Below are 13262 nucleotides of genomic sequence, written 5' to 3'. Positions count from 1 at the left end.
CGGCCGGGAGAGGCAATGGCGGGCGGGCGGCGGTGGCTCAACGCTGGGCGAGCAGCGGGGGAAGCCGCACCGAGAGGCGCTCGTACTCGTCGGCGGTGTTGTAGACCTGCGCGCACAGCCGCAGCCAGCCCCGCCCGTTCCAGGCCATGACGGCCACCTCCGTGGCGAGCCGCTCGGCGATGCGTGCCCGCAACGCCCGCGCCGCGTCGAACGTGGCGCCCAGGCCCGCCGGCAGCGGGACGATCCGCATGGCGACCCCGGGCCCGCCGGGGTTCGGCAGGTCGGCGGGGGCCACCCCCAGCGCGTCCCCGACCACCCGCTGGCCGTACGCCACCAGCGCGGCGTTGTGCGCCCGTACCCGGTCGACGCCGAGGCTGCGCAGCGTGAACAGGCCCACCGGTGCGGCCAGCCAGCCGGTGTAGTCCTGCGTCGCCGCCCACTCGACCCGACCGGGGAACCCCGACTCCTGCTCCCACGAGACGACCAGCGGCTCGATGCGCTCCCGCCACGGCGGCGCGACCACCAGCACGGCGCTGCCGCGCGGCGCGTACGCCCACTTGTGCAGGTTGCCCACCCAGAAGTCGGCGCCGATGCCACCGACCGGGGTCGGCAGCATGCCCGGGGCGTGCGCGGCGTCGACCAGGACCGGTATCCCGTGCTCCCGGGCCACCCCGACGACGGCGGCGACCGGGAAGAGCCGGGCGGTGGCCGAGGTGAGCTGGTCCACCACGAGCAGCCGGGTCCGGCCGGGGCGCAGCCCCGCGCGGACGATCTCGACGACCTCCTCGTCGGTGGCGGCCAGCGGCACCCGCAGCGCCCGGGTGACCGCCCCCGTACGGCGGCACTCGCGGGCGATGGAGAGGCCGACCGCGCCGTAGCCGTGGTCGGTCGTGAGCACCTCGTCGCCGGGGCGCAGGCCGAGCGACTGGAGCACCACCGCCACGCCGGTGGTGGCATTCGGCACCAGGGCGGTGCCGTCCGGGTCGGCGCCCAGGAATCCGGCCAGATGACGGCGGGTGTGCGTGATCCGGTCTACCAGCCCCTGGGTGAAGAAGCGCAGCGGGTTGGCTTCCATCTCGTCGCGCAGCCGCTGTTGGGCCCGCTGCACCGGGACCGGGACCGCGCCGAACGAGCCGTGGTTGAGGTGGCTGACCGCCGGGTCCAGCGAGAAGAGCAGGCGGGCTGCCGCGATCGGCTCTGGCGGCTGCGGGACGCTCACCTGGTGATCGTAGCGGCCGGTGGATCTCCGGTCGGCGTTCCGCCGGGTGCCCGTGCCGGTCGACCCCGCTCGATCCCGCAGAATTGCGGATCGTGGACACCCACGTGGAACTGCGCTGGCCGACCGCCGCCGACCGACAGCTCCGCGCCGACGTGCACCGGGTGCTGCACGCGGTGGCCGAGCACGGTGGCGCGATCGGGTACGCGGTCCCGCCCGGCCGCGCCGAGACCGACGCCTGGCTGGACGCGGTGCTGAGCCTGGTCGGGGCCGGCGACGCCGCGCTGGTCCTCGCCGTGCTCGACTCCCGGGTCGTGGGCACCGGGCTGTGGCGGCGCGGCCCGAAGCCGATCTTCGCCCACTACGCCGACCTGGAGAAGATCACCGCGCACCCGGCCGCTCGCGGCCGAGGCATCGGCAGGCTGGTCACCGGGGCGCTCATCGACGACGCCCGCAAGGCCGGGATCGAGACCCTCGCGCTGGGCGTACGCGGCAACAACCACGGAGCCATCGAGCTCTACGAGCGGCTCGGGTTCCGTGAATGGGGCCGGCTGCCGAACGTCATCGAGGTGGGCGACGAGCGCTACGACGACGTGCGGATGTGTCTGGACCTGGGCCGGCCGCCGCACGTGCTGCTCCGCGGCTCTGCCCTGGACGGCCCGGGCTCGTCGCCGCGCCGGTCCTGAGAACCGACGTCGGCGACCGCCAGCTCGGCTCGCGTCCGTGGTGCTCTGCCTGTAGCTGCCAGGCGACCACACCGGCCAGCATTTCGGCGGCCGGGCCATCGCCGCGACGGTCGGGCATGGCCGTCCGGCTCCCTCCCACCGGTTAGGCGCGGGGGTGGGCCTGGCGGTAGGCCGCGCGGAGCCGCTCCACCGACACGTGGGTGTAGATCTGCGTGCTCGCGAGGGACGAGTGCCCCAGCAGCTCCTGCACCGCCCGCAGGTCGGCACCGCCCTCAAGCAGGTGGGTCGCCGCCGAGTGCCGCAGCCCGTGCGGGCTGACCGGGGGCAGCCCGGCAGCCTGGGCGTACCCGCTGACGATCCGTCGGGCCATCGTCGGGTTGAGCCGCCCGCCGCGGGCACCGATCAGCAGCGCCTCCCGGGAGTGCGGTCCGGCCAGTGCGGGGCGGCCGTGCCGCAGCCACTCGTCGAGCGCCCGCTGCGCCGGCACCCCGTACGGGACCGCGCGCTCCCGGCCGCCCTTGCCGAACACCCGCACGACCCGCCGCGCGTGGTCGACGTCGGCGATGTCGAGGCCGCACGCCTCGCTGATCCGTACGCCCGTGCCGTAGAGCAGCTCCAGCAGCGCCCTGTCCCGCAGCACCACGGCCTCGGCAGTACCGTCCGCCGTGGCCCCGTCCACCGTGGCCCCGCTCGCGGCGCTGGCCTCGGCGGTGCCGTCCGCCGCGCGCGCCGCCGCAGCTCCGTCCGCCGCGTGCGCCGCCGCAGCTCCGTCCGCCGCGTGCGCCGCCGCAGCTTCGTCCGGCGTGTGCGTCTCCGTCGGCCCGGAAGCACTGCCCGGAGCGGTCAGGCGTTCGCCCGGCGCCAGGACCCGGGGCCGTGAGCCGGCGACGGTGCCCGGCGGCGTCGGCGCGCCCGGGGCGGACCGGCCGGGCGCCTCGACCAGCGCGGCGGCCTGGTCGGCACGGAGAACGGACGGCAGGTCCCGGTGGGCGCGGGGGCTGGCCAGCGCACCCGCCACGTCGGTGGGGAGCAGCCCGGACCGGTGCGCCCAGGCGCTGAACGCCCGCGCCGAGGCCGACCGGCGGGCGAGCGACGTCCGCGCGGCGCCCATCGTCCGCTGCTTCGCCAGCCAGCTGCGCAGCACCGTCAGGTCCAGTTCCACCAGTTCGGCGCAGCCCATCCGGCGCGCGTGGTCCAGCAGCGACACCACGTCGCCGACGTACGCCCGGACCGTGTGCGCGGACCGGTTGCGCACCCCGGCCAGGTGCCCGGCGAATTCGTCCACCGCCTCGCGCATCGCCGGCGGGAGCGCCTCGTGCGTCGCCCGGGTGCCGGCCGGCTCCCGGCTCACCGCGACGCCCCGCTTCGCCGCCAGCCCCGGTGAACAGTTCCGCTCCCCGTGGCCGGCCGCCGGCACCGTGGGCGGCGCGGCCGGCAGGGCGCGACCCTCGTGCAGGCCGGCGGTGGCGGATCCTCTGGCACAGCGTCAGCCTACGGTCGACGGGACCCGACGACCACGCGCCCGGTCCACCCGCCCCGGCGGGGCGCCGGGCCGCAGGGCGGGCGCGATCGGCCGGACCGACCGGGGCGGCCCCGATGCGACGCCGGGGCGAAAGCCGGCGCGGCCCCGACGGGAGCCGCTGCTGTCCCAGCCGTCCGGGCGGGGTGATGGATTACCGCGGCCGGTGCGCGCAGACTTGTCGTACCAACGGGTGAGCGCAGGTCGTCGCCACGCGACGGACGATGCTCGACGAAGGGGGGCCGGCCATGGGGGTCGACGTCGTCCTCTACCGGGTGGTCGGGGCGGGCTCGGGCCGGCGTCGCCTCGTGCCGGCCGAGGTGCTGCCCGATCCCGACGACGTGCTGCTGGATCTCGTCGAGCGGGTCCGCGGCACCGGGCGTACCCCGATGTTGGAGCGGATCGACCCCGTCGGTCAGCTGGTGGTCCCCGCCGACCAGGCCCCGCAGCTCCTCGCCGAGCTGGGTCGCCTCGCCGAGGTGGCCCGGACGACGCCCGAGGTGACGCACGTGCGCCGCCTGGACCTGTTGGCGCGGCACTGCCGACCGGACCGCGACATGGAGATCCGCTTCGAGGGGGACTGACCGGGCTGGCGGCCCGTTCAGCGTCGGGCCTCCTCGCCCGTCCGCCCGCCTGCGTGCGGCGGCTGGTCGTGACCGCGCCGCCCCTGGCCGGCCCGACCCGCGCCGGCCGGCGGCGCGAGGGCGTACCCGTCCGCGCGCTGGACCACCAGGGCCAGCTCCTCCAGCATCGACAGTTTGCGCAGGGCGGTGCGGACGGCGACGCCGGCCCGGGCGGCGAGGACGTCCACCCCCACGGCGCCCCGGCGGGGCAGCGCCTCGACGATCGACCGGGCGTCGTCGTCGAGCTGGTCGACCGGCCGCTGTGGGCCGCGCGGCACCGGCGCCAGCTCGCCGATCCGCCCGACCTCCTCCAGCACCTGGGCGACCCCGGTGACCAGCCGGGCCTTCGGGTAGTCGCGCAGCAGCTCGTGCGTGCCCACCGACATCGCCGACGTGACCGGGCCCGGCACCACCATCCCCGGTTTCGTCAGGGCGAGTGCCCGGTGCGTGGTCTGGGTGGCGCCGCTGCGCGCCGCCGCCTCCACCAGCACGGTGCCGAGGGTCCCCGCCGCGATCACCCGATTGCGGATGAGGAACCGGGGACGCAGCGGGTCGGCCCCCGGGATCCACTCGCTGACCAGCAGCCCGGTGTCGGCGATCCGGTCGAACAGCGCCGCGTTGCCCATCGGGTAGGGACGGTCCACGCCGCAGGCGAGCACGGCCACCGTGATGCCCCCGGCGTTGAGCGCGCCCCGGTGGGCCGCCGCGTCGATGCCGAAGGCGCCACCGGAGACGACGGTCCAGTCCCGGTCGGCGAGCCCGTAGCCGAGTTCGGTGGCGACGTGCGTGCCGTACCCGGTGGCGGCCCGGGCGCCGACGACCGCGACGGAGCGGTCGAGCGCCTCCGCGAGCGGCCACGAGCCGCGTACCCAGAAGCAGAGCGGCGGCGCGGTCTCGGTGTCCACCCGGCGGTACGCGCCCGGCAGCCGCAGCCCGCGCAACTGGTCGATCCGATCGGGCCACTCGTCGTCGCCGGGGACCACGATCCGGGCCCCGAGGCGGTCCCCGTGGGCCAGCGCCTCGGCCGCGACCGCCCGGGCGTCCCCGGCAGCGGTGCGCGCCGCCACCGTCGCCCGCAACGTCTCGTCCGGCGCGCCCCCGTCGAGCAGCAGGTCGAGTGTGGCCGCCGGGCCGAGCCGGTCGACCAGTCGGTGCACCGACCGGGTGCCCGGCTCGGCGAGCCAGGTCAGCGCCACCCGGGCCAGCGTCTCCTCGTCGGTGCTCACGTGCCGTCCCCCGTTCGCAGTTGAATGGCCTCCCGGACGTCCTCCCGGTCGGGCCGGTCCCGGCCGTCGAGGTCCGCGATCGTCCAGGCCAGGCGGATGATCCGGTCGAAGCCCCGGGCGGAGAGCGCCCCAGAGTCCAGTCGCGCCCGCAGCTCGGCGGTGTCGGGCCCGGGCAGTCGCCAGGGCGGTCGACGCAGGTACGGCCCGGGTATCTCCGCGTTGAGCCGGCGGCCGAGGACCGCCCAGCGTGCGGCTGTGGCCTCCCGGGCGGCTGCCACCCGCCGGGCGACGATGGCCGACGACTCGCTGTCCATGGTGGCCTCCATCAGCTCCGCCGCCCGGACGGGTGGCAGCTTCACCTGCACGTCGATCCGGTCCAGCAGGGGACCGGACAGCCGGCTGAGATAGCGCCGGCGGGCCTGCGGCGGGCACTCGCAGTACGCGTCCCCGGCCGGCTTCGCGCACGGGCACGGGTTGGCCGCCAGCACGAGTTGCGTACGGGCCGGGTATTCGGCGCCGCCGCGGCTGCGGGCCAGCCGGACCCGGCCGTTCTCCAGCGGCTGGCGCAGCGCCTCCAGCGCGCCCCGGCTGAACTCGGGCGCCTCGTCGAGGAAGAGCACCCCACGGTGGGCGAGCGAGATCGCGCCGGGACGCGCCAGCCCCGAACCGCCGCCGACCAGGGACGGCACCGTCGCCGTGTGGTGCGGCGCCTGGAACGGCGGGCGGCGCAGCAACCGGCCGCCCGGCGGGAGCAGCCCGGCGATCGAGTGCAGGGCGGTGACCTCCAGCGCGGCCTCGTCGTCCAGTTCGGGCAGGATCGACGGGAGGCGCTCGGCGAGCATGGTCTTGCCGGCGCCCGGTGGCCCGAGCAGCGCCAGGTGGTGCCCGCCCGCCGCGGCCACCTCCAGCGCCCGCCGGCCCAACCCCTGCCCGGCGACCTCGGCCAGGTCGGGCCCGTCGCCGGCCGGTGCCGGGCCGCCCGCCTCCGGCTCGATCAGGGGCGTGCCGTCACGGACGAAGCTGACCAGCCGGTGCAGCGTGTCGACCGCCCGGACCCGGACCCCGGGGACGACCGCCGCCTCGGCGGCGTTGCCGGCCGGGACGATCACCCGCTCGACGCCGGCCCGGGCGGCCGCGGCGACCATCGGCAGTACGCCGCGCACCGGTCGGACGGTGCCGTCGAGGCCCAACTCGCCGAGGACCGCCACGCGCTCCAGCGGCAGCAGCGGCAGCTCGCCCGAGCCGCCCAGCAGGGCCACCGCGATCGCCAGGTCGAACGCCGAGCCGAACTTGGGCAGGTCGGCGGGCAGCAGGTTGAGCGTGATCCGGCGGTTGGGCCACCGCTGCCCGGAGTTGACCACCGCCGCGCGGACCCGGTCGCGGGCCTCGTGCAGGGCGGTGTCCGGCAGCCCCGAGATGACGACGGCCGGCAGACCGGCCGCCAGGTCGGCCTCGACCTCCACCAGGTGCCCGGTGACGCCGACCAGGCCCACGCAGAGCACCTTCGCGTAGCTCACGCCGCCACCCGCCCCAGGCCATCGGAGATCCGGCCGCTGTGCCCGGCCATCTCAGAACGCGCCCTTGAGGTGCTCGACCCGGGCGGCGCCGGCGCCGGTGAGGCGTACCGAGATCACGTCGAAGCGCACCTCGTCCGCGGTGGTGCCGGTGTCGGCCAGCCACCGGGCGGCGAGCCCGCGCAACCGGCGGGCCTTGGCCGGTACGACGGCCTCGGCCGGCGGGCCGAACTCGTCCGAGCGGCGGGTCTTCACCTCGCAGAAGGCGAGCACCGGCCCGTCCCAGGCGATGATGTCGATCTCCCCGGCCGGGCAGCGCCAATTCCGGGCGACGGGGCGCAGCCCCGCCCCGATCAGGTGCCGGACGGCGCACCGCTCGCCGTACGCGCCGACCGCCTGGTTCCGCTTCGTCATGCCGGCACGGTGCCCGGCCCGGGCGGGGTTCCGCCGCCCCCCGTCGCCGACCTGTGGACAGGCGGACGGGTTGTGGACGAGCGGACGATCATGCCCGTGCTGTGCTATGTGGACGGCCGCGGGCGCGGCCGGTCCGAGGAGTTCGTGCTGCTGCCGGCGGGCCCGCCTCACCGCCTCACCGCCTCGCCGCCTCGCCGCCTCGCCGCCTCGGCGGCGCGACGGTACCGAGGCGGTCGGCGTAAGACCCTCGGATACCCGGCCGTCCGCTAGCGTGCGACGGATGAGCGTCGACTGGCGGAGCGACCGGGTCCGCGCGGCCCTGCGTGGCGAGAATCCCACCGTCCTCCGCCGGCTCTCCGCCGGGTTCGCCGTGATCGGCGACAACCAGCACCTCCCGGGATACTGCGTGCTGATCACGGACGACCCGTCGGTCGACCGGCTGACCGACCTGCCCAGGGAGCGGCGACTGGCGTTCCTGGCGGACATGGACCTGCTCGGCGAGGCGGTGGCCCGGGTCTGCGCCCGGCGGGACCCGGGGTTCCGGCGGATCAACTACGAGATCCTCGGCAACCTCGACGCCTTCCTGCACGCGCACGTGCGCCCCGGTACGACTGGGAGCCGGCCGAGCTGCGGCAGGGAGCGGTCTACCGCTATCCGACGCAGGTGTGGCGCGATCCGGCGTACGCCCTCGGGCCCGCACACGGCGAGCTGCGCGCGCAGCTCGTCGCGGAGCTGGACCGGCTCGCGGATTCCCGCCCCTGACCGCCGTCGCACTGCCCCCTGGACCGCCGTCCTGCGGAGCCCGGCCGCTCGGCTGCGGCGGGTGCCCGAGGGGCGAATGGCGCCCATGGAGCCCGTCGCATACGGTGCCGGACGTGGACGGACGACGGAGCTTTGCCGAAGATCAGGAGTCGCGCTGGTATCCCGCAGACCGCGACCGTGGCTACGGGGAGCCGGACTGGCGCGGACCGGCCGAGACCCGGCACCGGGACGACGAGCTGAGCACCCCCGAGCAGCGCCGCGCCGCAGAGGACGGCCGCCACGGCGAGGCCGCGACCGGCCGGCGCGGTGAGCCGGGCCGCTTCGGTACGACGACCGAGCCCGCCTCCGGACGCTTCGGCGCCGTCGATGCTGACCGGGCGCACTTCGGCGGCCCGGAGGACTCGGGTCGCTTCGCAGCGGCCGACCTGGATTCCGGTCGCTTCGGGGCGGTCGAGCCGGACTCGGGCCGCTTCGGGGCGGTCGAGCCGGACTCGGGCCGCTTCGCGGTGGTCGAGCCGGATTCCGGTCGCTTCGGGGCGGTCGAGCCGGACTCGGGCAGGTTCGCGGTGGTCGAGCCGGATTCCGGCCGGTTCGCGGCGGTCGAGCCGGCGTCCGGGCGGTTCGGCGGCGCCGAGAGTGACTTGGGACGACTCGTCGCGGTGCCGCCGCTCGGGGACGACCGGGCGGAGACCGAGGGATTCCGGGCGAGCCGCGTCCGACGCGCCGAGCCGGACCCGGAGTTCTCCGGTGAGCTGCCGGCCGACCGGCCGGGTCGGCGTGCGGCGCGGGAGGCGAGGGAGTCGCGGGACGCGGTCTCGACGTCGGGCGTCGACGCGCTGGCCGGTGCCGGTCCGGTCGAGCGGGCCGACGAGCCGACCCGCCCGGCCCCGCTGGGCGGCTATCCGATCGTCGAGCCCCATCGGGGGGTCGAGTCCGCGAACCCGCCGGAGTCGCCGGTCGTCGCGCCCCAGCCGGCGGTCGGGACGCCGAACCCGCTGGAGCTGCCGACCGGGCCGATGCCGCCGATCGGCCCCCGTGGCGACATGCCGCCTGGGGAGGTGCCGGTCTATCCGCCGGTGGTCGGCCCGCACCCGGCCCCGCCAGCGGGCGACGGGGTCTACCGGACCCGCCGGCCCGCGCTGGCCGCGCTCTTCACCCTGCTGGTCGCGGTGTTCGAGGTCCCCGCGCTGCGGGTGCTGCTCGGCGGCGTGACCGGCGACCCGGTCTCGGCCGCCGACGTCGTGGCGGGCACCTTCCTGGTCTGCGGCCTGCCGATCTTCGCGATCGGCCTGTACGGGCTGCGTACCGGCGGGTTGTCGCTGGCGGAGGGGAGCCGGGGCTGGCTGCGCCCGCCGACGGCCTACCTGACCGTGGGTCTGGTGCTGTTCGTCGCCGCCGCCCTCGCGGTCGGCTGACGCCGGCCCGAGCCGGCGATTGTCCGGCGGACCGCCACCCCTCGAGCTGACGCCGTCCCGGCCGCGGACCGTCCGGCGGGCCGCTGCCCCCGGTCTGCCGCCGGACCGAGCTGCGGTCGCCCGGCGAGCGCCGGCGATGAGGGTGCGGTCGGTGCCGGAAATGGGCGTTCTGACCCCTTCCCGCCACCCGCAGCGGCGGCGGCGGGGAAGGGGCGTACACTGGTCGACTGGCGACCGCCTCGTGCGGTCGACCTCGCGCGCCCTCTCCACGAGTCGTCGTGGGGCGACGGCCTCCCTGGTCCCGATCTTGGTCGGGCCCGTCATGGCCGGCGACCGGGCGCCAGGACGCCCGGCCGCCGGCCGGGCGGGACAACCAGGGACGCAAGGAGTACCCACCATGGCCGTCGTGACCATGCGCCAGCTGCTGGAGAGCGGTGTCCACTTCGGGCACCAGACCCGACGCTGGAACCCGAAGATGAAGCGCTTCATCTTCACCGAGCGCAACGGTATCTACATCATCGACCTGCGCCAGACCCTCGACTACATCGAGAAGGCCTACGACTTCGTGCGTGGGACCGTCGCCGAGGGTGGCAGCATCCTCTTCGTCGGCACCAAGAAGCAGGCCCAGGAGGCCATCGCCGAGCAGGCGACCCGGGTCGGCCAGCCGTACGTCAACCACCGCTGGCTCGGCGGCATGCTGACCAACTTCCAGACGGTGTACAAGCGGCTGCAGCGGATGAAGGAGCTGGAGGCCCTGGGTGACCTGAGCGGCACGGCCGCCGGTTACACCAAGAAGGAGACCCTGCAGCTCTCCCGCGAGAAGGACAAGCTGACCCGCACCCTCGGCGGTCTGCGGGACATGCAGAAGCTTCCGGCCGCGATCTGGGTGGTCGACACCAAGAAGGAGCACATCGCCGTCGACGAGGCCCGCAAGCTGGGCATCCCGGTGATCGCGGTGCTCGACACCAACTGCGACCCGGACGAGGTCGACTTCCCGATCCCGGGTAACGACGACGCGATCCGCTCGGCGGAACTGCTGACCAAGGTCGTGGCCGCCGCCGTCGCCGACGGCCTGATCGCCCGCTCCGGCCGTCGTCGGGGCACCGACGAGAAGCCGGAGCCGGGTGTGGCCTCCGACGAGCCGCTGGCCGAGTGGGAGCGCGAGCTGCTCGAGGAGCCGAAGAAGGCCGACGAGCAGCAGGGGCAGCCGGCCGAGCAGCCGGCGACCGCCGCCGCGGAGTGACCGCGCCGCCGCTTCCCCGCCGTCCGTTTTTTCGGACGGCGGGGAGCGGCCGGTACGCCGGGCACGTCGCGCCCGGATCCGGGTAACCGACACCAGGACCAACCCACCCGCAGTCTCAACACCGAAGAGAGAGCCATGTCCAACTTCACCGCCGCGGACGTCAAGAAGCTCCGCGACCTCACCGGCGCCGGCATGATGGACTGCAAGAAGGCGCTGACCGAGGCCGAGGGCGACTTCGACAAGGCCGTCGAGATCCTGCGCGTCAAGGGCGCCAAGGACGTCGGCAAGCGGGCCGGCCGCACGGCCGCCAACGGTCTGATCGCCCACTCCGGCCAGGCGCTGCTCGAGCTCAACTGCGAGACCGACTTCGTCGCCAAGACCGACGCCTTCATCGAGCTGGCCCAGCGGCTGGTCGAGCACGGCGAGCGCAGCGGCGTCGGCACCGCCGAGGAGCTGCTCGCCACCGAGCTGGACGGCAAGACCGTCGCCGACCTGGTCCAGGAGCAGTCCGCCAAGATCGGCGAGAAGCTGGTCCTCAACCGGTTCGCCAAGCTCGACGGCACCACCGCCGTCTACCTGCACCGCAAGAGCCAGGACCTGCCCCCGGCGGTCGGCGTGCTCGTGCAGTACGCGGGCAAGACCGACGAGGCCGGCGACGCCGACGCGCGTGCCGTCGCCATGCAGATCGCCGCGATGCGGCCGAAGTACCTCACCCGTGACGAGGTGCCGGCCGACGTCGTCGAGTCCGAGCGGCGCATCGCCGAGCAGACCGCCCGCGAGGAGAACAAGCCCGAGGCGGCCCTGCCGAAGATCGTCGAGGGTCGGGTGAACGCCTTCTTCAAGGACTACGTCCTGGTCGAGCAGGCGTCGGTCGCCGACAACAAGAAGACGGTGAAGCAGATGCTGGCCGAGGCCGGCATCGAGGTCACCCGTTTCGTGCGGTTCGAGGTCGGCCAGGCCTGAGCCGCCCCGGGGCGCGTCGCGCGCCCGCGGGAAGGGTAAACGTCGACGAGGAGGCCGCCGGTGTACGTGACAGGCACCGCGGCCTCCTTGTCACATAGGGTCGGCTACGGCAGTTTCGCGGTACGCGGCGTACGGGACGTGCGCATGGGGAAGGGCGGGGCGGATGACGCAGGTTGTGAGTAACCGGAGTCTGGCGGCGGACGATCCGACGGCGCCGCCCCCCGGCCGGGCCCGACGGGTGGTGCTGAAGCTCTCCGGCGAGGTGTTCGGCGGGGGCGCGGTCGGCGTGGACCCGGACGTGGTGCAGGCCGTCGCCCGGCAGATCGCCACCGTGGTGCGCCGCGGTGTGCAGGTCTCGGTGGTGGTCGGCGGCGGCAACTTCTTCCGGGGCGCCGAGCTGCAGAAGCGCGGCATGGACCGGGCCCGGGCCGACTACATGGGCATGCTCGGCACCGTGATGAACTGCCTCGCGCTGCAGGACTTCCTGGAGAAGGAGGGCGTCGAGACGCGCGTGCAGAGCGCGATCACGATGGCCCAGGTCGCCGAGCCCTACATCCCGCTGCGCGCCATCCGGCACCTGGAGAAGGGGCGCGTGGTGATCTTCGGCGCGGGCGCCGGCATGCCGTACTTCTCCACCGACACGGTGGCCGCCCAGCGCGCCCTGGAGATCCGCGCCGACGTGGTGCTGATGAGCAAGAACGGCGTGGACGGCGTCTACACCGCCGACCCGCGGGTCGACCCGACCGCCAGCAAGTTCGACTCGATCACCTTCTCCGAGGTGCTGCGCCGCAACCTGCGGGTCGCGGACGCCGCCGCGTTCAGCCTGTGCATGGAGAACGGCCTGCCGATGCTGGTCTTCGGCGCGCAGGGCGACGACACCATCATCCGGGCCGTGGGTGGCGAAAAGATCGGCACCCTGATCACCGCCTGAGCGGGTCTCGCGACCGCGTTCAGCGGTTCCTCCGACACGACAAGCCACGACGAGCACAAGAAGGAGGCGAGGAGACCGGTGATCGACGACACCCTCCTCGAGGCCGAGGAGAAGATGGAGCGTGCGATCGAGCACGCCAAGGAGGAGTTCGGCGCGATCCGCACCGGTCGCGCCAACGCCGCCATGTTCTCCAAGATCATCATTGACTACTACGGCAGCCCCACCCCGCTGCCCCAGATGGCGTCCATCGGCGTGCCCGAGCCGCGCATGGTGATCATCAAGCCGTACGACAACTCGCAGATCAACGCCATGGAGAAGGCGATCCGCGACTCCGACCTCGGCGCGAACCCGAACAACGAGGGCAACCAGCTCCGCATCCTGCTCCCGCAGATGACCGAGGAGCGCCGCCGCGACATGATCAAGGTCGCCCGGCACAAGGGTGAGGAGGCCAAGGTGGCCATCCGCAACATCCGTCGCAAGGGCAAGGAGGAGCTGGACCGGCTCGTCAAGGACGGCGAGGTCGGCGAGGACGACGGCCGGCGCGCGGAGAAGGAGCTCGACGACCTGACCCAGCGCTACGTCGCCGCCGTCGACGAGCTGGTGAAGCACAAGGAGAACGAGCTCCTCGAGGTCTGAGGCCGTACGCCGGTCACCACCGGCGACGACGACACCGTGGCACCGGCGCCGCCGCCCGCACCCGGGTGGCGGGGTCCGGTGCCATCGTCGTTGCGCCCGCCGCCCGGTGGCGGG

General features: G+C 74.9%; 12 protein-coding genes. 7 read left to right on the top strand and 5 right to left on the bottom strand.

Features of this window, described 5'->3' with window-relative positions:
- Positions 1-37: 37 nt before the first annotated feature.
- Entirely contained in the window at positions 38-1219 is a 1182-nt protein-coding gene (locus ACGF5G_RS24900; RefSeq protein ID WP_393266720.1) for an aminotransferase class V-fold PLP-dependent enzyme, read from the bottom strand.
- 92 nt (positions 1220-1311) lie between these two features.
- Between ACGF5G_RS24900 and ACGF5G_RS24895 the strand changes: the two genes are divergently transcribed.
- Complete coding sequence (locus ACGF5G_RS24895; protein WP_393266717.1) at positions 1312-1902, top strand: GNAT family N-acetyltransferase; 591 nt, start codon at positions 1312-1314, stop codon at positions 1900-1902.
- A 142-nt stretch (positions 1903-2044) separates the two neighbouring features.
- Here ACGF5G_RS24895 and ACGF5G_RS24890 read toward each other — a convergent pair whose 3' ends face one another.
- On the bottom strand, positions 2045-3199 hold the full coding sequence (locus tag ACGF5G_RS24890; protein ID WP_393267013.1) for a tyrosine recombinase XerC: 1155 nt from the start codon (positions 3197-3199) through the stop codon (positions 2045-2047).
- A 446-nt stretch (positions 3200-3645) separates the two neighbouring features.
- On the opposite strand from ACGF5G_RS24890, the gene ACGF5G_RS24885 reads away from it, so the two are divergent.
- Positions 3646-4005: a hypothetical protein gene (locus ACGF5G_RS24885; RefSeq protein WP_393266714.1), complete on the top strand. Its 360-nt coding sequence runs from the start codon at positions 3646-3648 to the stop codon at positions 4003-4005.
- 17 nt (positions 4006-4022) lie between these two features.
- On the opposite strand, the gene ACGF5G_RS24880 is transcribed toward ACGF5G_RS24885, so the two are convergent.
- From ACGF5G_RS24880 to ACGF5G_RS24870, 3 genes are read right to left on the bottom strand one after another with little or no spacing between them, the layout of a single operon-like run.
- Positions 4023-5270: a DNA-processing protein DprA gene (locus ACGF5G_RS24880; protein ID WP_393266711.1), complete on the bottom strand. Its 1248-nt coding sequence runs from the start codon at positions 5268-5270 to the stop codon at positions 4023-4025.
- Positions 5267-6787: a YifB family Mg chelatase-like AAA ATPase gene (locus tag ACGF5G_RS24875; protein WP_393266709.1), complete on the bottom strand. Its 1521-nt coding sequence runs from the start codon at positions 6785-6787 to the stop codon at positions 5267-5269. The genes ACGF5G_RS24880 and ACGF5G_RS24875 overlap by 4 nt, the downstream gene beginning before the upstream one ends.
- Positions 6788-6838: 51 nt before the next feature.
- Positions 6839-7198 carry a YraN family protein gene (locus ACGF5G_RS24870; protein WP_350704888.1) on the bottom strand — a complete coding sequence of 120 codons (360 nt, stop codon included), beginning with the start codon at positions 7196-7198 and terminating at the stop codon, positions 6839-6841.
- Positions 7199-8073: 875 nt separating this feature from the next.
- Here ACGF5G_RS24870 and ACGF5G_RS24865 point away from each other — a divergent pair.
- The 5 genes from ACGF5G_RS24865 (at position 8074) to frr (ending at position 13148) form a co-directional block, all read left to right on the top strand.
- Positions 8074-9375, top strand: coding sequence for a hypothetical protein (locus tag ACGF5G_RS24865; RefSeq protein ID WP_393266706.1), 1302 nt, complete (start codon positions 8074-8076; stop codon positions 9373-9375).
- A gap of 397 nt (positions 9376-9772) precedes the next feature.
- The gene (rpsB, locus tag ACGF5G_RS24860; protein WP_350704894.1) at positions 9773-10618 is read left to right on the top strand and encodes a 30S ribosomal protein S2; all 846 of its coding nucleotides are present in this window, start codon (positions 9773-9775) and stop codon (positions 10616-10618) included.
- 135 nt (positions 10619-10753) lie between these two features.
- Positions 10754-11581 (top strand): translation elongation factor Ts, encoded by an 828-nt coding sequence (tsf, locus tag ACGF5G_RS24855; protein WP_357695217.1) that lies wholly within the window; start codon positions 10754-10756, stop codon positions 11579-11581.
- Between the two features lie 163 nt (positions 11582-11744).
- On the top strand, positions 11745-12512 hold the full coding sequence (gene pyrH / locus ACGF5G_RS24850; protein ID WP_357453337.1) for a UMP kinase: 768 nt from the start codon (positions 11745-11747) through the stop codon (positions 12510-12512).
- 78 nt (positions 12513-12590) lie between these two features.
- Entirely contained in the window at positions 12591-13148 is a 558-nt protein-coding gene (frr, locus tag ACGF5G_RS24845) for a ribosome recycling factor (protein ID WP_091096739.1), read from the top strand.
- Positions 13149-13262 lie beyond the last annotated feature (114 nt).

Origin of the sequence: Micromonospora sp. NPDC047730, from assembly GCF_043204765.1 — a bacterium.
In the GTDB taxonomy this organism is placed as follows: domain Bacteria; phylum Actinomycetota; class Actinomycetes; order Mycobacteriales; family Micromonosporaceae; genus Micromonospora.
The sequence above is the reverse complement of the archived record's forward strand: the minus strand, read 5'-3'. Positions and strand labels throughout refer to the sequence as shown.

Bases quoted from the DNA above. Each gene is read 5' to 3' on its own strand.
- ACGF5G_RS24890 (WP_393267013.1), bottom strand. From the start codon at position 3,199: ATGCGCGAGGCGGTGGACGAATTCGCCGGGCACCTGGCCGGGGTGCGC.
- ACGF5G_RS24885 (WP_393266714.1), top strand. From the start codon at position 3,646: ATGCTCGACGAAGGGGGGCCGGCCATGGGGGTCGACGTCGTCCTCTAC.
- ACGF5G_RS24870 (WP_350704888.1), bottom strand. From the start codon at position 7,198: ATGACGAAGCGGAACCAGGCGGTCGGCGCGTACGGCGAGCGGTGCGCC.
- rpsB (WP_350704894.1), top strand. From the start codon at position 9,773: ATGGCCGTCGTGACCATGCGCCAGCTGCTGGAGAGCGGTGTCCACTTC.
- tsf (WP_357695217.1), top strand. From the start codon at position 10,754: ATGTCCAACTTCACCGCCGCGGACGTCAAGAAGCTCCGCGACCTCACC.
- pyrH (WP_357453337.1), top strand. From the start codon at position 11,745: ATGACGCAGGTTGTGAGTAACCGGAGTCTGGCGGCGGACGATCCGACG.